We start from the raw sequence: 19,779 nt of genomic DNA, 5'->3' as shown, positions 1-19,779 counted from the left end.
ATGAGCGAGACCCCGGACAGCGCCGTCCGCACCGTACGTACGTACGTCGAGCAGCACCGTGCCGCCTTCCTCGGCGACCTGGCCGAGTGGCTGCGCATCCCTTCCGTGTCGGCCCAGCCGGACCGGGCCGGGGACGTACGGCGCAGCGCCGAGTGGCTCGCCGCCAAGCTCACGGAGACCGGCTTCCCCACGGTCGAGGTCTGGGAGACGGACGGCGCTCCCGCCGTCTTCGCCGAGTGGCCCTCCGGGGACCCGGACGCCCCGACCGTCCTCGTCTACGGCCACCACGACGTGCAGCCCGCGGCCCGTGAGGACGGCTGGGACACGGACCCGTTCGAGCCGACGGTGATCGACGGCCGGATGTACGCGCGCGGGGCGGCGGACGACAAGGGGCAGGTGTTCTTCCACACCCTCGGCGTCCGCGCGCACCTGGCGGCCACCGGCCGCACCGCGCCCGCCGTCAACCTCAAGCTGATCGTCGAGGGCGAGGAGGAGTCCGGCTCCCCGCACTTCCGCGCGCTGGTCGAGGAGCACGCCGAGCGGCTCGCCGCCGATGCCGTGATCGTCTCCGACACCGGCATGTGGTCCGAGACGACCCCGACCGTCTGCACCGGCATGCGCGGGGTCGCCGACTGCGAGATCGAGCTGTACGGCCCCGACCAGGACATCCACTCCGGCTCCTTCGGCGGCGCCGTGCCGAACCCGGCGACCGTCGCGGGGCGGATCGTCGCGGCCCTGCACGACGAGCACGAGCACGTGGCGATCCCCGGTTTCTACGACGGGGTGACGGAACTGACGGAGGCCGAGCGGGCCCTCGTCGCCGAGCTGCCCTTCGACGAGGCGGCCTGGCTGCGGACGGCCAAGTCCCGCGGCACCCTCGGCGAGGCCGGCTTCTCGACCCTGGAGCGGGTGTGGGCCCGGCCCACCGCCGAGGTCAACGGCATCGGCGGCGGCTACCAGGGCCCCGGCGGCAAGACGATCGTCCCCGCCTCGGCCCAGCTGAAGCTGTCGTTCCGTCTGGTCGCGGGCCAGGACCCGGCCAAGATCGAGCTCGCGGTACGGGACTGGCTGGCCGGACTCGTCCCCGCCGGCATCCGGTACGAGATCGTCTTCGGCGCCCCGACCCGCCCCTGCCTCACCCCTCTCGACCACCCCGCCCTCAAGGCGGTGGCCGGTGCCATGAGCAGGGCCTTCGACGGCGCCAAGGTCCGCTACACCCGCGAGGGCGGCTCGGGACCGGCCGCCGACCTCCAGGACGTCCTGGAGGCGCCCGTCCTGTTCCTCGGCATCTCCGTGCCGTCCGACGGCTGGCACGCCCCCAACGAGAAGATCGAACTGGATCTCCTCATGAAGGGCGTCGAGACGACCGCGCACCTGTGGACCGACCTGCCCGCCGCACTTCACGCCGCCGCGCGCTGAACCCACACACCGATCCGGGGGAGTTGGAAGCACCTGTGAGCACCTTGAAGAACGCGCCGAGCAGCCCGAAGGACGTGTCGGCGGACCGCCCGATCTCGCTCACCGCCCCGAGCGGCATCGACCGCGCCGCCCACCACCGTCTCGACGAGGCGTGGCTGGCGGCGGCCTGGAGCCACCCCACGACCCGGGTCTTCGTGGTCTCCGGGGGGCAGGTGCTGATCGACGACCGTCCCGACGGCACCACCGAGCTCGTGATGACGCCGGCGTTCGAGGCCCCGGTCACCGAGACCCACCGCTACTTCCTGGGCACGGACGCCGAGGGCGTCTCGTACTTCGCGCTCCAGAAGGACTCCCTGCCCGGCCGCATGGACCAGTCGGCGCGCCCGGCCGGGCTGCGCGAGGCCGGACTGCTGCTCTCCGACCGCGACGCGGGCCTGATGGTGCACGCGGTGGCCCTGGAGAACTGGCAGCGCCTCCACCGCTTCTGCTCGCGCTGCGGCGAGCGGACGGTCATCGCGGCCGCCGGTCACGTCCGCCGCTGCCAGGCCTGCGGCGCCGAGCACTACCCGCGCACCGACCCCGCGGTGATCATGCTGGTCACGGACGAGCACGACCGGGCGCTGCTCGGCCGCCAGGTGCACTGGCCGGAGGGCCGCTTCTCGACCCTCGCCGGTTTCGTGGAGCCGGGGGAGTCCATAGAGGCGTCGGTGGCCCGTGAGGTCTTCGAGGAGGCCGGTGTGACGGTCGGCGAGGTCGAGTACATCGCCAGCCAGCCCTGGCCGTTCCCGTCCAGCCTGATGCTGGGCTTCTTCGCCAAGGCGACCTCCTCGGAGATCAACGTGGACGGCGAGGAGATCCACGAGGCCCGCTGGTTCTCCCGCGAGGACCTGGCCGCGGCCTTCGAGTCCGGCGAGGTCCTGCCCCCGTACGGCATCTCGATCGCCTCGCGCCTGATCGAACGCTGGTACGGCAAGCCCCTCCCGAAGCCGGGCGACGTGGTCTGACGCCCACACCGGACAGCGAAGCCCCCGACCCTTCGGCCGGGGGCTTCCCCATGACGACTACGCCGACCGCGCGCCCCGCGGATCTCGGGGCATACGAAACCCCCGACCGGCTCCGGGCCGGGCGGGGGTCGTGTTCCGCGGGCCTCAGACCGCCAGGGCCTGCTTGACCTGGGCGAGAGAAGGGTTGGTCATGACCGACTCGTTCCCCTGGGGGGAAACCACGAGGACGGTCGGGACCGTCTGGTTTCCGCCGTTGGCCTTCTCGACGAACGCCGCCGAGTCGGGGTCCTGCTCGATGTTGATCTCCGTGTACGCGATGCCCTCGCGGTCCATCTGGCTCTTCAGCCGACGGCAGTAGCCGCACCACTCGGTGCTGTACATCGTCACAGTGCCCTGCATGGCCAGGCGCTCCTCTTGTTCGCGGACGGGTCCGTGAAGGAGAACGTACGCCCCCTCCGCGCCATTCCCGGAATTCGTATGACCGGCGGCACGTGCCTGTGGACAGGCTTCGACGGCACGCTCGCCCGACCTGGCAGCATTGGGGGGTGACATCAGCAACGCACTCCACTCTCTTCCCGCAGGTCCCGGAGACGGCCGACGCGGTGCTCGACGGGCTCGACCCCGAGCAGCGCGAGGTCGCCCTTGCCCTGAACGGGCCGGTGTGCGTGCTCGCGGGAGCCGGCACGGGCAAGACGCGGGCCCTCACCCACCGGATCGCGTACGGGGTGCGGGCGGGCATCCTGCAGCCCGCCAGCGTGCTGGCCGTCACGTTCACCAACCGGGCCGCCGGCGAGATGCGCGGCCGGCTCCGGCAGCTCGGCGCGGGCGGCGTCCAGGCCCGTACGTTCCACTCCGCGGCCCTCCGCCAGCTCCAGTTCTTCTGGCCGAAAGCAGTCGGTGGTGAGCTGCCCCGGCTCCTGGAGCGGAAGATCCAGCTGGTCGCCGACGCCGCCGCCCGCTGCCGGATCCGCCTCGACCGGAACGAGCTCAGGGACGTGACCGGCGAGATCGAGTGGGCCAAGGTCACCCAGACCGTCCCCGCCGACTACCCGGCCGCCGTCGCCAAGTCCGTCAGGGACGCCCCCCGCGACCCGGCCGAGATCGGCCAGATCTATGCCATGTACGAGCAGCTGAAGCGCGACCGCTCGGTGATCGACTTCGAGGACGTGCTGCTGCTCACCGTCGGCATCCTCCAGGACCGGCACGACATCGCCGACCAGATCCGCCGCCAGTACCAGCACTTCGTCGTGGACGAGTACCAGGACGTCTCCCCGCTCCAGCAGCGGCTGCTCGACCTGTGGCTCGGCGACCGCGACAACCTCTGCGTCGTCGGCGACGCCAGCCAGACGATCTACTCCTTCACCGGCGCCACCCCCGACCACCTGCTGAACTTCCGCACCCGGCACCCGAGCGCCACCGTCGTCAAGCTGGTCCGCGACTACCGCTCCACCCCGCAGGTCGTCCACCTGGCGAACGGGCTGCTCAGCCAGGCCCGCGGCCGGGCCGCCGAGCACCGCCTGGAGCTGATCTCCCAGCGCGACCCGGGCCCCGAGCCGGTCTACACGGAGTACGCCGACGAACCCGCCGAGGCCGAGGGCACCGCCCGCCGCATCCGCGACCTCATCGCCGCCGGCGTCCCCGCCGGCGAGATCGCCGTCCTCTACCGGATCAACGCCCAGTCCGAGGTCTACGAGCAGGCCCTCGCCGACGCCGGAGTGCCCTACCAGCTCCGCGGCGCCGAGCGCTTCTTCGAGCGGGAGGAGGTGCGCAAGGCGGGCATCGCCCTGCGCGGTGCCGCCCGCGCCGGCGGCAACGACTCCCTCCTCGACGACGCCGAGGACCTGCCCGCCCAGGTCCGTGCCGTGCTCTCCAGCAACGGCTGGACCCCGCAGCCGCCCGCCGGCTCCGGCTCCGTCCGCGACCGCTGGGAGTCCCTCGCCGCCCTCGTCCGGCTCGCCGAGGACTTCGCCCGCGCCAAGCCCGGAGCCACCCTCTCCGACCTGGTCGCCGAACTCGACGAGCGGGCCGCCGCCCAGCACGCCCCGACCGTGCAGGGCGTCACCCTCGCCTCGCTGCACGCCGCCAAGGGCCTCGAATGGGACGCCGTCTTCCTGGTCGGCCTCACCGAGGGCATGATGCCCATCACGTACGCCAAGACCGACGAGCAGGTCGAGGAGGAGCGGCGCCTGCTGTACGTCGGCGTCACCCGGGCCCGGGTCCACCTCACGCTCTCCTGGGCGCTCTCCCGCTCCCCGGGCGGCCGCGCCAACCGGCGCCCCAGCCGCTTCCTCAAGGGGCTGCGGCCCGGCTCCGGTTCCCTCGGCACCGTCGGCTCCGGCGGCGGCGCCGGCTCCGTCGAACGGGGGAGCGGCCCCGTCCGGCGCAAGGCGCGCGGCCCCGTCCCGTGCCGGGTCTGCGGCGCCACGCTCACCGAGGCGGGCGCGATGAAGCTGATGCGCTGCGAGGACTGCCCCTCCGACATGGACGAGGCGCTGTACGAGCGGCTGCGGGACTGGCGATCGGAACAGGCCAGGGAGCTCGGCCAGCCTGCGTATTGCGTGTTCACCGACAAGACGCTCATGGCGATCGCGGAGCGTGTCCCCGCCACCGACGGAGAGCTCTCCTCGATCGCCGGCGTCGGTGTCCGCAAGCTCGACCGCTTCGGGGCCGAGGTCCTGGCCATCTGCGCAGGTGAGGAGGGTGGGACGGGCGAGGACGAGGTCTGAGGAAAACTCGTCGGAAAAATAGTTTGCGCACGCCCCGTCAAGCCCCATAGGTTCTTAACCACGGAAACAGCGCTTCTTCGAAGCCCTGTCTTCGTGCTGTACTTGTCCAAATAAACATGAGGGTCCGGCTCGCACCCGAGCCCTCCGAGACGCCGAGAGGAGGCGATTCCAGTGATCAGCACCACCATTCAGACCCGCACCGCCAGCTCCATCAGCACCGTCAGCATCGTCGGCACGGCCAAAATGACCGATCGCTCGGTCGTCTCCGCCTGCTCGCTCGGCCTCTCCGCCTCGGCTCTCATTGGCACCGGTCTGCCCGTCGCCGGCCTGCCCGTCACCGGTCTCTCCGGTCTCGGTGCGGCCGCCGTGGCTCCGCGCAATGAGCGACCGACCAAGGCACTGGAAGCAGGAGTAGCAGGCAAGGCCACGGCCTATGGCTTTGCGGCGACCGGTGCCGGAACCCAGCAGCAGACGACGACGCACCACCACATGATGTGGGCCTTCCGTGGGCTCGAACCCTGGAGTGATCCAGTCTGATCCATGATCAGACCGGCGCCTTCAGGGCCGCGGAACCCCACCCGGGATCCGCGGCCCTTCTGTTTGTCCCCGAACGGGGACGACGGCGCGAAGGGGCCTCGGGAAAGACACCGCCCGGTACCAGCCGAAACCCCGGCCAACAGGCCGGAACGACCAGACGAGGAAAGACCACCGTGCAACTCGAAGCGCACGCCCCGTCCGTACCGCATTCCGAATCGATCCCCCTGCCCGGCCTCACGGAGGACCCCGCTTTGACCCCCCTCACCGCGCTCACCGCGCTCGACGACGCCATCGAGAACCTCGGCGTACCCGTCCCCTGTCGCGCCTACGACCCCGAGGTCTTCTTCGCCGAGTCCCCGGCCGACGTCGAGTACGCGAAGTCCCTCTGCCAGACCTGCCCGCTCGTGGCGGCCTGCCTGGCCGGTGCCAAGGAGCGCCGCGAGCCCTGGGGCGTCTGGGGCGGCGAGCTCTTCGTCCAGGGCGTGGTCGTCGCCCGCAAGCGGCCCCGTGGCCGTCCGCGCAAGAACCCGGTCGCGGCATGAGCGCCACCGGAACCATCGACCGCCCCCTCACGCACGATCCCCAGAAGTTGGCCCCGATGACCTCTTCCGCGAGCGAGCCCGCCGGCTCCGTGACTCCAGTCTTCTCCCCCGCCGCCGCGCACACCGCGCGACAGAACAGGACCCGTGAAATGCAACTCGCCCCTGAAGCCCTGGCCCGTGCCCATATGCACGAGCGACAGCGTGAGGCCGAAGCGGAACGCCAGGCCGTGCGCCTGGTCGCCGCCCGGCGCATGCAGCGCCGCGCCGAGCGCGTCTCGCTGCGCGCCCGCCGCGCGCTCGCCATGGCCGTCATGCACTGAGCATCGCCGTGATGCCTCCGCGGGGGCCGGTCCGAACGGACCGGCCCCCGCGGTGCGTTGTCCGGTCCGCGGCGTCCCCGCCGGGCTATCGTCACAAGAGTGAACGACGCCCGTACCCCCGAGGCACCCTTCGCCTGCGCGCGCTGCGGCAAGACCACCGAGACCCTGCCGCTGACCTGGACCTGCTCGGTCGAGAACGGCCGGCGGCAGTACTTCTGCGAGGACTGCGCCCGAGCCAACATCCGCTCGATCGAAGGCCGCCTCGACTCTTCTTGGTGGTGACCTGCGCCCCCGTTGTGGGCAGCCGTTCCCCCGGGGCGGCGCCCACCCACCCCCGTTGTGGGCAGGCGTTCCGCAAGGGGCGGAACGGGTGGGCACAACGGACGGCGCCCCTGCCGGCGCCAGAGGCTTCCGCGCCCTGACCCGCACCACGAGGTGCACCGCCGCTACGGGTGCGGGTCCAGGCCCGGAACGCGGAGGCGCCGCTGAGGGCGCCGTCCCGTGTGCCCACCCGTCCCGCCCTGCGGGACGATTGCCCACACGGGGCGGGGGCGCCGGCCTCTACGCGGGGTCCCGGACCTCGAAGCCCGGGAGCCACTCCGCCAGCTCGTCCCGGAGGCGTACCGTCGCGTTCAGCTGGCAGAGCACCCCGATGGTGCTCAAGGTCACACGGTGTATCAGCAGATACGCCGGCGGCAGGTTCAGCTGCTTGCCCAGCTGGTGCGCCGGGGACCGGGGGTCCGCGATCCGGGCCGCCTGGGTGCGGATCCAGCCGCGGGTGAAGACGAAGGTCTCCACCTCGGCCGGCTCGATGATCGGCAGCAGGTACTCCAGGACCGCCTCCGGGTCGAGCGCGACGGACTCCTTGACGAAGCCCTCCCCGCACAGCAGTTCGTAGACCGTCTCGGCCTCCCCGGCGACCGCCCTCCGCAGACAGGTGCCGATCGTCTCCGGCAGCCCGCCCGGCAGCCGGTCCACCGTGCCGAAGTCCAGGACGCCGAGCCGCCAGCCCTCCGGCCCCTCGTCCTCCCCGGCGCCGGGCAGCAGCCGGAAGTTCCCCGGGTGCGGATCGGCGTGCAGCAGCCCCGTGCGCGCCGGGCCCGAGAAGAGGAACCGGGCGAGCAGCTGGCCCGCCCGGTCCCGCTGCTCCTCCGTGCCGTCCGCGATCACCTCGGAGAGCGGGACCCCGTCCATCCACTCGGTCACGAGGATCTGCTCCGACTGGTGCACCACCGCGGGTACCACCACGTCGGGATCGTCCGCGAACTCCTCCGCGTGGACCCGCTGGGCCTCCGCCTCCAGGGCGTAGTCCAGCTCCTCGGAGACCCGGTCCCGCATCTCGGCGATCAGCGGCTTGATGTCCATGCCCGGGACGAGCGGGCCGAGCAGCCGGGCGAAGCGGCTCAACTGCGTCAGGTCCGAGAGCAGTGCCTCCCCGGCGCCCGGGTACTGCACCTTCACCGCGACCTCGCGCCCGTCGTGCCACACGGCCCGGTGCACCTGCCCGATCGAGGCGGCCGCCGCCGGCTTGTCCTCGAACTCCAGGAACAGCTCCCGCCATTCGGCGCCGAGCCGCTCCTCCAGGACCGCGTGCACCGTACGCGTCGGCATCGGCGGGGCCGCGTCCTGAAGCTTCGTCAGCGCCGCCCGGTACGGTCCGGCGACCTCCTCCGGCAGGGCCGACTCGAAGACGGACAGCGCCTGCCCCATCTTCATGGCCCCTCCCTTCAGCTCGCCGAGCACCTTGAACAGCTGCTCGGCCGTGCGCTGCTGGAGCTCGCGGGCGACGAGCTCCGCCGATCTGCCGCCGATCCGCTTGCCCAGACCCCAGGTGGCCCGACCCGCGAAGCCCAGGGGCAACGCGGCCAACTTGGCGGTCCGGGTGACCGCCTTCCGGGGAAGATCAGACATACGCCCCTCCAAAACCCAGACTGCCGTGCCACGCAGGGCCGTTACCCCGCCATTGTGTCCTGTGCCTCCCCGGCTGCCGCGGCGCGCTCCCCTTCTCCTTCGCGCGCCGCCCCGCAGAGACAGGCCGGGTGCGGTCTCAGCCGCTCCGCCCGCCACTCCAGGAGCGGCAGCGACACCTCCCAGCGGGTGCCCGTGCTCGCCGGGAGGTCCCCGTCCAGAAACGCCAGCGCGTGCGCGGCGGCCAGGCCCGCCACCGCCGTGGCGAGGCCGAGGTCGCAGGCGGGCAGCGGATGCGGGGCGCCCGAGCGCCACTGGGCGAGCAGCCGGGGCGTCACCGGGTCCCGGTCCGTCCGCTCCTCCTGGAGACACCGCGCGCAGGCCGTGCCGCCGGGCAGCACGAGCGGCCCGACCACCCCCGTCGCCTCCAGGACACCCGCGTACAGATGAGGGGTGCCGGTGGAGAGCCACGGCTCGGCGGGGAGCGGATCGGGGACGTACGCACCGAGACCGTCCCGCGGTGTCACCACGACGAGTGACAGCCCGGGCTCACCCGACCCTTCACCCGATCCGCTCCGCCCGCCCCGGCCGCGCGGGCCACCTGCCCTTCCCGGCTCCCTGGTCCAGCGGCTCACCAGGCGGCTCGCCGCCGTCGCCCGCCGTTCGCCCGCCGCCTCCGCCGGGAGGCCGCCCGGGGCCGTCTCCCAGGGCTCGACCCGGCCCGTGTCGAGGACCTCGACCGTGCCCACGCCCGCCGCCGCGAGCAGCGCCGCCACCGTCGCCCCGACCCGCCCCGCGCCCCGTACCTGGACGCGCAGGGCCCGACGGGCCGCCAGGGTCCGCGCCGCCCGCTCCGGTTCGGGGTGGACCACGGAGAGGGAGGCCAGGTCCGCGCGGAGCGGATCGAGCGCGACGTCCACCGCGCCGGCGGCCGGCCCCGCCTTCCCGGGTCGCCCGGTCGCGGCGTCCGTGAGGAGCCCGGCCGACTCCAGCCGGCCCAGGAGCGCCTCCAGACGTCCGTCCGGGAGGCCGAGCGCCCGTGCCTCGGCGCGCAGCAGCGCGGTCCCGCGGGTGCCGTCGAGGAGCCCGAGCACGGCCCCCGTCTCCTGGTCGACCGGGCCGAGCACCACCGCGTGCGCGGGGGCGACGCCGAACTGGACGCATCGCAGACTCCGCCAGGCCCGCCGCAGCGCCGGTTTCACCATCGGATGCATTTCCCCGCCCCCGTCCGTCCTCGCCCGTGACCCGCATTTCATGATCGACAACGGCTTTTCGTGCCGCCCTCGGGTGAGAATGCCCCGCCGCCGTGACGGTCGCCGAAAGTTGTCCACAGGTCAGGGGATTAGTCATTCAAATGGTGCGCGGTCGGGTCGGATCGTTCCCGAAACCACTCCCGAGGCGGGACTTCCCCCGCCGGCAGCGGGTAACGTCGGGGCCGTGCCCGCCGACCCACAGCGCAGCGTGACCAGCGAACCGCCCCGCGGGGCGGGGACGAGTGCGGTCGAGGTCCGCAGAAGCCCGCGGCGCAGCAGAACCGTCTCGGCCTACCGCGAGGGCGACCGGACCATCGTGCTCATCCCGGCCCGCATGTCGGAGGCGGAGGAGCGCCGCTGGGTGGGCGTCATGCTCGACAAGCTCGCCGCCCAGGAGAGCCGGAGCGTCCTCGGCGACCGTGAGCTCACCGAGCGGGCGCTGCGCCTCTCGGAGCAGTACTTCGGCGGCCGGGCCCGCCCCGGCTCGGTCCGCTGGGTCACCAACCAGAACACCCGCTGGGGTTCCTGTACCCCCTCCGAGGGCAGCATCCGCCTCTCCCACCGGCTCCAGGGCATGCCGGAGTACGTCGTCGACTACGTCCTCCTGCACGAGCTGGCCCATCTGCTGGTCCCCGGGCACGGTCCGCGGTTCTGGCGGCTCCTGGAGGCGTACCCGCGCACCGAGCGGGCGCGCGGCTACCTGGAGGGCGTGGTCGCCGCCGCACGCCTGCCGCACCTTCCGGCAGCCAGCGAGGAGTGACGGCGCCCGCACGCGCGTGCGTGCGGGTTTCCCGATTCCGTACCGAAAACGACCTGGCCTGTCTCAATGTCGTGCGCAGCGGTTAGCCTGGCGCGAGCATTCGCCATTCGGGATGGGGGACGGTCGTTACGCATGGCCAGGGAATTCCAACGCGGCCACAAGGCCAAGATCAGTGATCTGACCGCGGGGACCGATCTGTACGTGGGTGTGCAGATCGCGGCGCCCGGACTGACTTTCGACATCAGCTGCTTCGGACTCGACGCGGACGAGCGGCTCTCCGACGACCGCTACTTCGTCTTCTTCAACCAGCCGAAGTCGCCCGAGGAGTCCATCCAGCTGCTCGGAGCGCAGTCCGGTGACACCGAGTCCTTCCGCGTCACCCTCGACCGCATCCCCGCGAACATCCACAAGCTGTCGTTCACCGCGACGATCGACGGCGCCGGACAGATGTCCCAGGTCGGCCCCGGCCACCTGCGGATCGTGGCGGGCGGCGAGGAGGTCGCGCGCTACGCGTTCACGGGCGCGGAGTTCACCACCGAACGCGCGGTGATGCTCGGCGACTTCTACCTCAAGGACGTGTGGCGGTTCGCCGCCGTCGGCCAGGGCTTCGACGGTGGCCTGGAGGCGCTCCTGCGGAACTTCGGCGGCGAGGTCGCCGAGGAGGAGCCCGCCGCCCCGCAGCAGCAGGGCGCGGCCCCAGGCTTCGCCCCGCCGCCGCAGGCGGCGGCGCCCCCGGCGTTCGGCGCGCCCGCCCCGGCCCCCGCGCCCGCGTTCGGCGCGCCGCAGGCCCCGCAGGCGCCGGTCCCGCCCGCGCCGCCGGTCCACGCGGCGCCGACGATGGTCGCGCCCATGGCCCCGACGGCCCCCGTGCCGCCGCCCGCGCCGGCCCCCGCCCCCTACGGGCAGCAGCCGCCGCAGTACGGCCAGGTCCCGGGACAGCCGCCCGGCCAGTACCCCGGGCAGATCCCGGGCCAGGCACCCGGCCAGTACCCCGGTCAGGGCCAGCCGCCGCAGGCCCCCTACGGTCAGCCCGCCCCCGCCCCGTACGGGCAGCAGCCGCCGGCGTACGGGCAGCAGCCCGGCGTCCCGCAGGGCGCCCCGGCGACCGGCGCGGGGCTCGCCGCCGCGCTCGCGCCGTACAAGGAGACCGCCACCGGCGCCCGCTGGACCCCGCAGAACCAGCAGCTCATGCGGGTCGACCTCGCCATGGGCGGCGTCCCCGTCCTCGCCCGGCAGGGCTCCATGGTCATGTACCAGGGCAAGGTCGACTTCGGCTACAAGGGCGCGGGCTTCGCCGGCCGGATCGTCGGCAACGCCACCGGCCAGGAGATGCAGCTCATGCGCTGCACCGGCCGCGGCCAGGTCTTCCTCGCCGAACAGGGCGCCCATCTGCACCCGATCGAGCTCCAGGGCGACGGCATCTGCGTCTCCGCCGAGAACGTCCTCGCGTTCGACGAGTCCCTGCAGTACGAGGTCCGCCGCATCGAGGGCCACGGCATCCCCGGCGGCGCCCTGTTCACCATGCAGTTCCAGGGCACCGGCACCGTCGTCGTGAAGACCCACGGCGTCCCCGTCGTCCTGCCCGTCACGCCCACGACCTTCGCCGACTGCAACGCCGTCGTCGCCTGGTCGTCCGCGTCCCAGGTCATCCTCTCCAGCCAGGTGAGGCTGCGCCGCAACGCCTACCCGGGCCACAGCGGGGAGACCGTGAACCTCCAGTTCCGGGGCGCCCCCGGCAACTTCATCGTCGTCCAGCCCTACGAGGTCTGAGGGAGCCCGTCATGAACCAGCAACTCGCGGGCTACGCCCCGACCCCCGTCGCGGCCCGCATGGAGAACCACGGCCGCACCATGCTCAAGGTCGCCATGGCCTCCGGCCAGGACCTGTACGCCCGGACCGGCTCGATGGTCGCCTACGAGGGCTTCATCAGCTACGAGCCCAACCCGCCCGCCGTCCGCCAGGTCGCCCAGCAGTGGGCCACCGGCGAGGGCGCGCCCATCATGAAGTGCTCCGGCGACGGGCTGCTCTACCTCGCCGACTACGGCGCCGACGTCGTCGTCATCAACCTCCAGAACGACTCGATCTCGGTCAACGGCACCAACGTCCTCGCCTTCGACGCCCACCTCCAGTGGGGCGTCGAGCGGGTCAAGGGGCTCGCCAAGTTCGCCGGCCAGGGCCTGTTCAACGTGGAGATCGCCGGCACCGGCTGGGTCGCGCTCACCTCGCGCGGCACGCCGCTCGTCGTCGACTGCGGCCGCGGCGAGGACGAGACGTACGTCGACCCCGACGCCCTCGTCGCCTGGTCTCCCGCGCTCAAGGTCAAGGGCAAGCGCAGCTTCAAGGCGTCCTCCCTCATCGGGCGGGGCAGCGGCGAGGCATACCAGATGGCCTTCTCGGGCCAGGGCATCGTCGTCGTACAGCCGAGCGAGGACAGCACCGACCGCCTGCGGGTCCGGGGCTGAGGGGGAGCGAGAACACACCATGCAGAGCCCGCTTTTCAACCACGCCGAGCAGCAGAGCCAGGAGCGGTACGTCATCCAGAACCCGCAGCTCCTGCGGGTCAGCCTCACCGGGCAGGACGACATCCTCGCCCGCAAGGGCGCCATGGTCGCGTACCAGGGACTCATCGACTTCGACGGCGAGTACAAGACCCCGAACCAGCGCCGGGCCCAGGCCCGCACCGGTGAGGGCCTGGACCTGATGCGCTGCTCCGGCCAGGGCACGGTCTACTTCGCCAACCTCGCCCAGTACGTCCACATCGTGGAGGTCGAGCAGGACGGCCTGACCGTCGACAGCGCCTACGTCCTGGCGCTCGACTCGACCCTCCACACCGAGGTCATCGCCGTCGACAGCCAGTACGGCGTCTCCGGCACCGGCAAGTACCAGCTCAACATCTCCGGCCGCGGCAAGGTCGCCCTGATGACCTCCGGGCAGCCGCTGATGATGCAGGTCACGCCCGAGAAGTACGTGAGCGTCGACGCGGACGCCATCGTCGCCTGGTCCACCGGGCTCCGCGTCCAGATGCAGGCGCAGACGACCAACTCCAGCGTCCGCCGCCGCCGTGGCAACACGGGCGAGGGCTGGGAACTCAGCTTCCTCGGCCAGGGCTTCGCGCTCGTCCAGCCGAGCGAGGTCATGCCCCCGCAGAACGCCGCCATCGGACAGGGCATCGCCGCCCAGTTCGGCGCCGGCCAGCACGGCTCCCACGCCCAGAACCAGAACAACGCCTGGAACTGAGCACACGTGAGGGGCCGGTCGCCGACGCGACCGGCCCCTCACCGCTGTCCGTCACGCCAGCCGCGCCAGCGTGCCCTTCAGCAGCTCCACCACCGACGTGTCGGCCACACCCGCCACGTCCTCGTACGCGAACCAGCGCAGGTCCAGCGACTCCTCGCTGATCTCCGCCACCGCGTCCGCCGGGGCGAGCGCCGCGTACTGCACGTCGAGATGCCAGTGACACGGCGCCGGGATCGGGTGCCGGTCGAGCCGCACCGGGCCGCCCGGCAGCAGGGTCAGACCCGCGATGCCGGACTCCTCGGTCGCCTCGCGCAGCGCCGCCGCCTCCACCGTCGTGTCACCCGCCTCGCAGTGGCCACCCATCTGCAGCCACATGCCCAGCTTCTTGTGCAGGGTCAGCAGCACGCGCCCGCGTGAAGGGTCGATCACCAGCGCGCTGGAGGTCAGATGCCCGGCCTCGCAGGGCTTGTACATGCCGTCGGGGTGCTCGGCGAGATGGTCCAGATAGACATCGCGCAGCTCCGGCTGGTCCTCGTACCCCTTCAGGACGAGGACCGCGTCGTCGTACAGGCTCACTTCTCGTCGTTCCCGTCCTCGGGGTTCTCACCCTTGGCCGCCTCGCCGAGCATCTTGTCCAGCTCGGAGAAGTCCAGGTGCTCGCGGTGCACGAAGCCGTCGGGGTCGTCCAGATCGGTCGCCGTCGGCAGCATGTCCGGGTGCTCCCACAGACCGTCCCGGCCGTCGACGCCGCGCGCGTCGGTGAGCGAGGCCCACAGGCGCGCCGCGTCCCGCAGCCGCCGCGGACGCAGCTCCAGACCGATCAGCGTCGCGAAGGTCTGCTCGGCGGGACCGCCCGAGGCCCGGCGCCGGCGCAGCGTCTCGCGCAGCGCGTCCGCCGAGGTCAGCCGCGACTTGGCGGCCTCGTGGACCACCGCGTCCACCCAGCCCTCGACCAGCGCGAGCGCCGTCTCCAGACGGGCCAGGGCCGCCTTCTGCTCCGGGGTGTCCTGCGGCTGGAACATGCCCTGCTGGAGGGCCTCCTGCAGCTGCTCCGGGTGCGTCGGGTCGAGCTGACCGACCGCCTCCTCCAGCTTCGAGGTGTCGACCTTGATCCCGCGCGCGTACCCCTCGACCGCGCCGAAGAGGTGCGCCCGCAGCCACGGCACGTGCGCGAAGAGACGCTGGTGCGCGGCCTCGCGCAGGGCGAGGTAGAGCCGCACCTCGTCCGAGGGCACGCCCAGGTCCTTGCCGAAGGCCTCGATGTTCAGCGGCAGCAGCGCGGCACGCCCGGCCGGGCCCAGCGGCAGACCGACGTCCGTCGATCCGACGACCTCGCCGGCGAGCGCGCCCACGGCCTGCCCGATCTGCTGGCCGAACATGGCGCCGCCCATGGAGCGCATCATGCCGATCAGCGGGCCGGCCATGGCCTGCATCTCCTGCGGCAGGACGTCGCCCATCGCCGAGCCGACCCGCTCGGCGACCGGGTCCACGAGCTGCTGCCACGCCGGCAGCGTCGCCTCGACCCACTCCGCGCGGCTCCACGCCACGGCGGTGTTCGCGCCGGAGGGCAGCGAGGTGACCTGGTCCAGCCACAGGTCGGCCAGGCGCACGGCCTCCTCGACCGCGGACTTCTCGGCCGGGCCCACGCTCGCGTCCTTGACGCCGTCGGGGGTGCCCTGGGCCACCACCTGGCGGGCGATCTGCTTGGCCATGTCCCAGTTCACGGGACCGCCCTCGTAGCTCAGCATCTGCCCGAGCTGCTGGAAGGCCGCACCCAGATCGTTGGGGTTCAGGGAGCCGAACATCGCGGCGAACGGATTGTCCGCGCCGCCGGGACCGCCCATGCCGGGCAGCCCGCCGAAGCCGAACGGGTTCGCACCGAACGGGTTGCCACCGGACCCCTGGCCACCTCCGGCGGGGTCCTTCTTCTTGCCCTCGTCGCCGTTCTCCGGCTCCTCCGGCGGAAGGCCGAATCCGAATGGGGTGTCACTCACAGGTTTCCTCGGCTCGTAGGGCCGCCGGCCTCCTGCCGACGGCGACTGCCCGACCAGGGCCTGATCCGACAGGCCCCGCACACCACCAGCGTAGACATCCGGGCCGGAAATGGGCTCGGTGCTCCGCCGGGCCGTGCCCTGCGGCAGGATGGACGCCACCTGGTCCGTACGCGTCATGCGCGTACGTACTGAAGACAACCGCTGGAGACGCCCGGTGAGTTCCCCAGATCCACAGGTTCGCGGAGCGCGAAACCCCTCAACCCGGTCCGCCGTGCGCGGCCCCGTCGTCGCGGTCACCGGTGCCGCCTCCGGCGTCGGTGACCTGCTGACCAGGCGCCTCGCCGCCTCCGAGGAGATCAAGCGGGTCATCGCCATCGACGAGCGCCGGGGCGAGGTCGCCGAGGCGCAGTGGCACATCCTCGACGTGCGCGACCCGGCCATCGCCGAGAAGCTCCGCGGCGCGGACGTCGTCGTGCACCTCGCCGTCGACCTCGACCTGGAGACCGACCCCGCCGCCCGGACGGCCTACAACGTGCGCGGCACCCAGACCGTCCTCACCGCCGCCGCCGCGGCCGGGGTCCACCGGGTGGTGCTCTGCACCTCCGCCATGGTCTACGGCGCCCTGCCCGACAACGACATCCCGCTCTCCGAGGACGCCGAGCTCAAGGCGACTGCGGAGGCCACCGGCGTCGGCGACATGCTGGAGATCGAGCGGCTCGGCCGCCGCGCCCCCCGCGCCCACCCCGGCCTCCACGTCACCGTCGTCCGCCCCGCCGTCCTCGTCGGCGGTACGGACACGGCGCTGACCCGCTACTTCGAGTCGCCCCGGCTGCTCGTCGTCGCCGGATCCCGGCCCACCTGGCAGTTCTGCCACGTCGAGGACCTGGTGAGCGCCCTGGAGTACGCGGCCCTGGAGAAGGTCGACGGGGAGTTCGCGGTCGGCTGCGAGGGCTGGCTCGAACAGGAGGAGGTCGAGGAGCTCTCCGGCATCCGCCGCATGGAGCTGCCCTCCGCGGTCGCCCTCGGCACGGCGGCCCGCCTCCACCGGATCGGGCTCACCCCGTCCCCGGCGGGCGACCTCGCCTACACGATGCACCCATGGGTGGTGAGCGTCGGACGGCTGCACGACGCCGGCTGGCGCCCCCAGTGGACGAACGAGGAGGTCCTCGCCGCGCTCCTGGAGGAGGTCGAGGGCCGTCACACGGTCGCCGGCCGCCGCCTGGGCCGCAAGGACGCCACGGCGGCCGGTGCGGCCGGTGCCACGGTGGCGCTGCTCGGCACGGCTGCCCTGGTGCGGCAGATGCGGAAGCGGCGCGGGCTGTAGCGGGCGGCGCGACGGGCTGGGGAGAGGCGGCTTGTAGGACCCTCCTACGGAAAGTCCTGTCCACAGGTCGAAAGGTCCCTTACCGGATGTCGGAGCCGTGCGGCACCATGGGCGCATGGCGCAGACGCACGACCACCCCGGCGAGCAGGTCGCGGACGACCCGATCAAGCTGCTCGCGATCCGTGACACCCCGCTCTCGGTCGACGAGGTCTTCCGGGCCGTCGGAGACGACGCCGCCGGCGGTACCACCCTCTTCGTCGGCACCGTCCGCAACCACGACGGCGGCGCGGACGTCGACGCGCTGGGCTACTCCTGCCATCCGACCGCGGAGGCGGAGCTGCGCCGCGTCGCCGAGAAGGTCGTGGCGAACTATCCGGTGCGCGCCCTGGCCGCCGTGCACCGCGTCGGCGACCTGCGCGTCGGCGACCTCGCGGTGGTCGTGGCCGTCTCCTGCCCGCACCGCGGCGAGGCCTTCGAGGCCTGCCGCAAGCTCATCGACGACCTCAAGCACGAGGTCCCGATCTGGAAGCACCAGACCTTCTCGGACGGCACAGAGGAGTGGGTCGGGGCCTGCTGAAGCAGGCAAGGCGACGCGCCGACAGGGTGTAGCCGAACGCCCGATTTGCGTAACCGCCCCCCAGGCGCCAGCGTTGACCTCACAGATGAGACAGTCTGCTGATCAACTCACTGGGGATGGGAGGTCGGGATGGCAGCGCTGGCCTGGTTGCTGATTCCGCTTTTCGCAGTCGTCGGCGCGGCGATATGGGGAAGCTGGGCTTCGAGGAACAAGACCATAGGTGACGTGGCGGAACTCGCCGGGTACGCCCGCTTCCGGGACGCCATGGAGCGGACCCACGTCGCCACCGCCGATTCCGTTCGTCCGGAGCGCGAACCGGCCGCGACGGCCTCCGCCGTCACCACCTCCACGTCCGGCTGACGCGGGCCGCCTCGTACGGACCGCCCCAGGGGTGCACCCACAGACGAGTCCCGTACTGTCGTTCCATGCCACGCCGCACCGCGACGATGCTCGCCTCCACCCTGGTCCTGATCTGTCTGCTCATCGCGGGCGTCCTGATCCCGGTGCCGTACGCGGAGATGAGCCCCGGTCCCACGGTCAACACCCTCGGCGAGGCCAGGGGAGAACCGGTCCTCCAGATCTCGGGACGCAAGACCTACCCGACCGACGGTCACCTCAACATGACGACCGTCCGCGTCACCAGCGCGGACTACAAGATGAACGCCGTCGAGGCCGTCTACGGATGGCTCGCCCACGACAACGTGGTGGTGCCGCACGACACCCTCTACCCGGACGGCAAGACCGAGGAGGAGTCGAGCCAGGAGAACGCCGAGGAGTTCAGCCAGTCCCAGGAGAGCGCCAAGGTGGCGGCCCTCGGGGAGCTGGGCATCCCGGTGGTCGCCCGGGTCGTCGTCGCCACCGTCGTCAAGGGCGCCCCGGCGGAGGGCAAGCTGCATGCCGGGGACGTCATCAAGGCCGTCGACGGCGTGCCGGTCAAGGAGCAGGGTGACGTCGCCAAGCAGGTGACGAAGCGGAAGCCCGGCCAGGACGTCGAGTTCACGATCGTCCCCGCCAAGGAGGCGGCCGCTGCCGAGAAGGCCCACAAGGAGCCCACCGTCACCCGGAAGGTGGTCATCAGGACCACGACCTCCGAGGAGGGCGACCGGGCCGTCGTCGGCATCCAGGCCGGCACCGACCACGTCTTCCCGTTCACGATCGACATCAACCTGGCCGACGTCGGCGGCCCCAGCGCCGGTCTGATGTTCGCCCTCGGCATCGTCGACAAGCTCACCCCGGAGAGCCTCACCGAGGGCCGGTTCATCGCCGGCACCGGCACCATCGACGACCAGGGCCAGGTCGGCCCGATCGGCGGCATCGAGATGAAGCTGGTCGGTGCGCGCAACGCGGGCGCCGAGTACTTCCTCACCCCGGCCGACAACTGCGATGCGGCTGCCGCGGACACGCCCGACGGGCTCACCCTGATCAAGGTGAACACCATCGACGACGCCACGAAGTCGCTGGAGAAGCTCCGCAAGGGCGACACGAAGACCCTGCCGAGCTGCTCGAAGAGCTGAGTACACGCGCGTACCCGCTGAGCACGCGCGTACCCACGGAAAAGGGGCTCCCGGCCGGGAGCCCCTTTCTCGCATCCGGGTCTCAGCTCTCGAAGGTCGCCGCCAGCGCCTCGGCGAGGCCCGGCACCAGGTCGGGGCCGGTCAGTACCTCGGTCGCGGAGTCCTTCTCGCGCAGCCGGATCGCCGCCTCGCGGGCGCCGTCCCGCAGCACCGCCACGGTCATCCGGACCTCCTGGCGGTCCGGGTGCCCGGCGACCCATTTGGCGAGCTGCTTCTCGTTCAGGCCCTGCGGGACCTGGGCCTCGGCCGACGGGGGCAGCATGAGCCGCTCGACGGTCAGGGCGCAGCCGGCCACGCCGTCGGGCCAGGCGATCGTGCCGAGGAACTCGTCGAGGGCCTTGCCGCGCGGCAGCTTGTCCTGCTCGATCGGGGTGTAGGCGGTGGCGTCGTCGCCCAGGCCGAGCTGGGAGGCGAGCTTGGGCTCCTGGGCGCGCAGTCGTGCGGTGTCGACCAGGGCGAACAGGCGGGCGGGCTGGTCCCAGCCGAGGCCCGACGCGTACTCGTCGATCTCGAGCACTGCGCGGGTGAGGGGGCTCGCGGCCATGGCCGGGCCGGAGGGGGAAACGTTGGACATGACCAATATCCTGCCTCCTCTTCCCCGGAA

Annotated in this window: 21 protein-coding genes; 15 read left to right on the top strand and 6 right to left on the bottom strand. The window is 72.3% G+C overall.

The genetic code is table 11. The features are described 5' to 3' along the window. Window positions 1–1,419, top strand: a complete 1,419-nt coding sequence (locus AC07AW_RS02655) for a dipeptidase (RefSeq protein ID WP_478813693.1) — start codon at window positions 1–3, stop codon at window positions 1,417–1,419. 35 nt (window positions 1,420–1,454) lie between these two features. Continuing rightward, window positions 1,455–2,423, top strand: a complete 969-nt coding sequence (gene nudC / locus AC07AW_RS02650; protein WP_478813692.1) for an NAD(+) diphosphatase — start codon at window positions 1,455–1,457, stop codon at window positions 2,421–2,423. Between the two features lie 144 nt (window positions 2,424–2,567). Here the strand turns inward: nudC and AC07AW_RS02645 are convergent, their stop codons facing one another. Further along, complete coding sequence (locus AC07AW_RS02645) at window positions 2,568–2,822, bottom strand: mycoredoxin (protein ID WP_478813691.1); 255 nt, start codon at window positions 2,820–2,822, stop codon at window positions 2,568–2,570. A 146-nt stretch (window positions 2,823–2,968) separates the two neighbouring features. Between AC07AW_RS02645 and AC07AW_RS02640 the strand changes: the two genes are divergently transcribed. The 5 genes from AC07AW_RS02640 to AC07AW_RS02620 all read left to right on the top strand — a co-directional run bounded on the left by AC07AW_RS02640 (window position 2,969) and on the right by AC07AW_RS02620 (window position 6,830). Beyond that, the gene (locus tag AC07AW_RS02640; protein ID WP_478813690.1) at window positions 2,969–5,149 is read left to right on the top strand and encodes an ATP-dependent DNA helicase UvrD2; all 2,181 of its coding nucleotides are present in this window, start codon (window positions 2,969–2,971) and stop codon (window positions 5,147–5,149) included. 171 nt (window positions 5,150–5,320) lie between these two features. Next, window positions 5,321–5,686 (top strand): hypothetical protein, encoded by a 366-nt coding sequence (locus tag AC07AW_RS02635; RefSeq protein ID WP_369146394.1) that lies wholly within the window; start codon window positions 5,321–5,323, stop codon window positions 5,684–5,686. 173 nt (window positions 5,687–5,859) lie between these two features. Next, a complete protein-coding gene (locus tag AC07AW_RS02630) occupies window positions 5,860–6,228 on the top strand; it encodes a WhiB family transcriptional regulator (protein ID WP_351192658.1) in 369 nt (122 codons plus the stop codon). Further along, window positions 6,225–6,548, top strand: a complete 324-nt coding sequence (locus AC07AW_RS02625) for a hypothetical protein (protein WP_478813689.1) — start codon at window positions 6,225–6,227, stop codon at window positions 6,546–6,548. The genes AC07AW_RS02630 and AC07AW_RS02625 overlap by 4 nt, the downstream gene beginning before the upstream one ends. A 99-nt stretch (window positions 6,549–6,647) precedes the next feature. Further along, the gene (locus AC07AW_RS02620) at window positions 6,648–6,830 is read left to right on the top strand and encodes a hypothetical protein (RefSeq protein ID WP_468876065.1); all 183 of its coding nucleotides are present in this window, start codon (window positions 6,648–6,650) and stop codon (window positions 6,828–6,830) included. Window positions 6,831–7,109: 279 nt separating this feature from the next. Here AC07AW_RS02620 and AC07AW_RS02615 read toward each other — a convergent pair whose 3' ends face one another. Together AC07AW_RS02615 and AC07AW_RS02610 are read right to left on the bottom strand one after the other, a co-directional pair. Next, a complete protein-coding gene (locus AC07AW_RS02615; RefSeq protein ID WP_478813688.1) occupies window positions 7,110–8,459 on the bottom strand; it encodes an ABC1 kinase family protein in 1,350 nt (449 codons plus the stop codon). A 41-nt stretch (window positions 8,460–8,500) separates the two neighbouring features. Continuing rightward, a complete protein-coding gene (locus AC07AW_RS02610; protein WP_478813687.1) occupies window positions 8,501–9,670 on the bottom strand; it encodes a TOMM precursor leader peptide-binding protein in 1,170 nt (389 codons plus the stop codon). 223 nt (window positions 9,671–9,893) lie between these two features. Here AC07AW_RS02610 and AC07AW_RS02605 point away from each other — a divergent pair, with 223 nt between their 5' ends. The 4 genes from AC07AW_RS02605 to AC07AW_RS02590 all read left to right on the top strand — a co-directional run bounded on the left by AC07AW_RS02605 (window position 9,894) and on the right by AC07AW_RS02590 (window position 13,706). Further along, on the top strand, window positions 9,894–10,469 hold the full coding sequence (locus AC07AW_RS02605) for a M48 metallopeptidase family protein (protein WP_478813686.1): 576 nt from the start codon (window positions 9,894–9,896) through the stop codon (window positions 10,467–10,469). Window positions 10,470–10,601: 132 nt separating this feature from the next. Beyond that, complete coding sequence (locus tag AC07AW_RS02600; RefSeq protein ID WP_478813685.1) at window positions 10,602–12,239, top strand: TerD family protein; 1,638 nt, start codon at window positions 10,602–10,604, stop codon at window positions 12,237–12,239. Window positions 12,240–12,250: 11 nt separating this feature from the next. Beyond that, entirely contained in the window at window positions 12,251–12,931 is a 681-nt protein-coding gene (locus AC07AW_RS02595) for an AIM24 family protein (protein ID WP_478813684.1), read from the top strand. Window positions 12,932–12,950: 19 nt separating this feature from the next. Next, complete coding sequence (locus AC07AW_RS02590; RefSeq protein WP_478813683.1) at window positions 12,951–13,706, top strand: AIM24 family protein; 756 nt, start codon at window positions 12,951–12,953, stop codon at window positions 13,704–13,706. Between the two features lie 51 nt (window positions 13,707–13,757). Here AC07AW_RS02590 and AC07AW_RS02585 read toward each other — a convergent pair whose 3' ends face one another. Together AC07AW_RS02585 and AC07AW_RS02580 are read right to left on the bottom strand one after the other, a co-directional pair. Continuing rightward, on the bottom strand, window positions 13,758–14,282 hold the full coding sequence (locus tag AC07AW_RS02585) for an NUDIX hydrolase (RefSeq protein WP_478813682.1): 525 nt from the start codon (window positions 14,280–14,282) through the stop codon (window positions 13,758–13,760). Continuing rightward, window positions 14,279–15,700 carry a zinc-dependent metalloprotease gene (locus AC07AW_RS02580; protein ID WP_478813681.1) on the bottom strand — a complete coding sequence of 474 codons (1,422 nt, stop codon included), beginning with the start codon at window positions 15,698–15,700 and terminating at the stop codon, window positions 14,279–14,281. Before AC07AW_RS02580 ends, AC07AW_RS02585 begins: the two co-directional genes overlap by 4 nt. A gap of 214 nt (window positions 15,701–15,914) precedes the next feature. On the opposite strand from AC07AW_RS02580, the gene AC07AW_RS02575 reads away from it, so the two are divergent. The 4 genes from AC07AW_RS02575 (at window position 15,915) to AC07AW_RS02560 (ending at window position 19,115) form a co-directional block, all read left to right on the top strand. Further along, window positions 15,915–17,024 (top strand): SDR family oxidoreductase, encoded by a 1,110-nt coding sequence (locus AC07AW_RS02575; RefSeq protein WP_478813680.1) that lies wholly within the window; start codon window positions 15,915–15,917, stop codon window positions 17,022–17,024. Window positions 17,025–17,139: 115 nt separating this feature from the next. Continuing rightward, window positions 17,140–17,601, top strand: a complete 462-nt coding sequence (locus AC07AW_RS02570) for a molybdenum cofactor biosynthesis protein MoaE (protein WP_478813679.1) — start codon at window positions 17,140–17,142, stop codon at window positions 17,599–17,601. Between the two features lie 225 nt (window positions 17,602–17,826). Further along, window positions 17,827–17,961, top strand: coding sequence for a hypothetical protein (locus AC07AW_RS02565; RefSeq protein ID WP_478814402.1), 135 nt, complete (start codon window positions 17,827–17,829; stop codon window positions 17,959–17,961). A 65-nt stretch (window positions 17,962–18,026) separates the two neighbouring features. After that, window positions 18,027–19,115 (top strand): YlbL family protein, encoded by a 1,089-nt coding sequence (locus AC07AW_RS02560; RefSeq protein WP_478813678.1) that lies wholly within the window; start codon window positions 18,027–18,029, stop codon window positions 19,113–19,115. An 82-nt stretch (window positions 19,116–19,197) separates the two neighbouring features. Here the strand turns inward: AC07AW_RS02560 and AC07AW_RS02555 are convergent, their stop codons facing one another. Next, window positions 19,198–19,749: a PPA1309 family protein gene (locus AC07AW_RS02555; RefSeq protein ID WP_478813677.1), complete on the bottom strand. Its 552-nt coding sequence runs from the start codon at window positions 19,747–19,749 to the stop codon at window positions 19,198–19,200. Window positions 19,750–19,779 lie beyond the last annotated feature (30 nt).

It is taken from the genome of Streptomyces sp. NPDC044003 (genome assembly GCF_056435185.1).
The sequence above is the reverse complement of the archived record's forward strand: the minus strand, read 5'-3'. Positions and strand labels throughout refer to the sequence as shown.

Bases quoted from the DNA above. Each gene is read 5' to 3' on its own strand.
- AC07AW_RS02555 (WP_478813677.1), bottom strand. From the start codon at position 19,749: ATGTCCAACGTTTCCCCCTCCGGCCCGGCCATGGCCGCGAGCCCCCTC.
- AC07AW_RS02655 (WP_478813693.1), top strand. From the start codon at position 1: ATGAGCGAGACCCCGGACAGCGCCGTCCGCACCGTACGTACGTACGTC.
- AC07AW_RS02610 (WP_478813687.1), bottom strand. From the start codon at position 9,670: ATGCATCCGATGGTGAAACCGGCGCTGCGGCGGGCCTGGCGGAGTCTG.
- AC07AW_RS02600 (WP_478813685.1), top strand. From the start codon at position 10,602: ATGGCCAGGGAATTCCAACGCGGCCACAAGGCCAAGATCAGTGATCTG.
- AC07AW_RS02570 (WP_478813679.1), top strand. From the start codon at position 17,140: ATGGCGCAGACGCACGACCACCCCGGCGAGCAGGTCGCGGACGACCCG.
- AC07AW_RS02595 (WP_478813684.1), top strand. From the start codon at position 12,251: ATGAACCAGCAACTCGCGGGCTACGCCCCGACCCCCGTCGCGGCCCGC.
- AC07AW_RS02615 (WP_478813688.1), bottom strand. From the start codon at position 8,459: ATGTCTGATCTTCCCCGGAAGGCGGTCACCCGGACCGCCAAGTTGGCC.
- AC07AW_RS02625 (WP_478813689.1), top strand. From the start codon at position 6,225: ATGAGCGCCACCGGAACCATCGACCGCCCCCTCACGCACGATCCCCAG.
- AC07AW_RS02645 (WP_478813691.1), bottom strand. From the start codon at position 2,822: ATGCAGGGCACTGTGACGATGTACAGCACCGAGTGGTGCGGCTACTGC.
- AC07AW_RS02590 (WP_478813683.1), top strand. From the start codon at position 12,951: ATGCAGAGCCCGCTTTTCAACCACGCCGAGCAGCAGAGCCAGGAGCGG.
- AC07AW_RS02560 (WP_478813678.1), top strand. From the start codon at position 18,027: ATGCCACGCCGCACCGCGACGATGCTCGCCTCCACCCTGGTCCTGATC.